Source organism: Alteromonas sp. MmMcT2-5 (assembly GCF_022348315.1).
Taxonomy (GTDB): Bacteria; Pseudomonadota; Gammaproteobacteria; order Enterobacterales; family Alteromonadaceae; genus Alteromonas; species Alteromonas macleodii.
This window is the reverse complement of sequence record NZ_JAKRFB010000128.1, coordinates 1-1,315: the sequence shown is the minus strand read 5'-3', so window position 1 is coordinate 1,315 and position 1,315 is coordinate 1. Positions and strand designations below refer to the sequence as shown.

Below are 1,315 nucleotides of genomic sequence, written 5' to 3'. Positions count from 1 at the left end.
GAGCCTGTAACAGATTCTGTGTAACTGCCATTAGTTAATGTGCTTTTCGAGGCGTTCCTCGAACTCGATAATAAAACGACTCATAGCCTGACGCCAGTTTTGAATCGGCATCGACCATTTCTTACTGGCGTCTTTTATTGCTAAGTACACCATTTTTCTTGCTGAATCATCGCTGGGGAAGATTTTCCGTTTCTTGATGGCTTTACGGATAACGCTGTTCAGAGATTCAATGGCGTTAGTGGTGTAAATCGCCTTGCGGATGTCCTCAGGGTAATTGAACAAGGTGTTGAGATTATGCCAGTGCGTGCGCCATGACTTGCTAATTTGAGGGTACTGGCCGTCCCATGTTTCAGCAAACCGTTCTAACTCAAGCAGAGCTTCATCTTCCGTTGCTGAGCGGTACACGCGTTTTAAATCTGCCGTGACGGCTTTGTAGTCTTTCCATGACACGTATTTTAATGAATTACGCACCATGTGTACGATACACAGTTGAATATGCGTTTGTGGGAACACAGCATTAATTGCATCAGGGAAGCCTTTGAGGCCATCGACACAAGCGATGAGGATGTCTTCTACGCCACGCTGTTGCAGCTCAGTTAAAACGTTTAGCCAGAATTTAGCCCCTTCATTCTCGGCTATCCACATGCCCATCAATTCTTTGTGACCTTCAGTATTGATGCCTAAGGCCAAGAAGATAGATTTGTTGATGATGCGCTTATCCTGGCGGATTTTCACCACGATACAGTCGAGGTAAACTATCGGGTAAATGGCATCTAACGGGCGCGACTGCCATTCCACAACTTGCTCGATAACCGCATTAGTGACGCGAGAAACCAATGTTGGCGATATCTCAGCACCGTACCATTCATCAAACGCATTGACGATTTCACGGGTACTCATGCCTTGTGCATAAAGCCAGAGAATTTTATCGTCCATGGAGGTGAAACGGGATTGATGCTTTTTAACGAGCTTGGGTTCAAAGGAGCCTTCACGGTCTCGAGGAGTGTTGAGTTCAAACTCACCATCTTCGGTCTTAACGCGTTTACTGCTCTTACCGTTACGACTGTTTGATGATGTAGACTTTTGATTTCTTTCGTAGCCAAGATGCTCATCCATTTCAGCGTTCAATGCCGCTTCAACGGTGATTTTCTTCAACATCTGACTAAATTCGTTTAAGTCTTCAGGTGTTTTAATACCTTTGGCCGCTTCCTTTGCGAAAGCTTCAAGCTCTTTCTTATTCATGTTCATCTGCCTATCCTTAACTCTCTATAGAGTAAATTGAGATAGGCAGTTACACAAAATTAGTTACAGTCTC

General features: G+C 44.5%; 1 protein-coding gene. It reads right to left on the bottom strand.

Features of this window, described 5'->3' with window-relative positions; all coding sequences use genetic code 11:
- Positions 1–30 precede the first annotated feature (30 nt).
- On the bottom strand, positions 31–1,242 hold the full coding sequence (locus MHN09_RS21245) for an IS256 family transposase (protein ID WP_239241840.1): 1,212 nt from the start codon (positions 1,240–1,242) through the stop codon (positions 31–33).
- Positions 1,243–1,315: the final 73 nt, after the last annotated feature.

Coding starts and splice junctions, on each gene's coding strand:
- MHN09_RS21245 (WP_239241840.1), bottom strand. CDS start 1,242: ATGAATAAGAAAGAGCTTGAAGCTTTCGCAAAGGAAGCGGCCAAAGGT.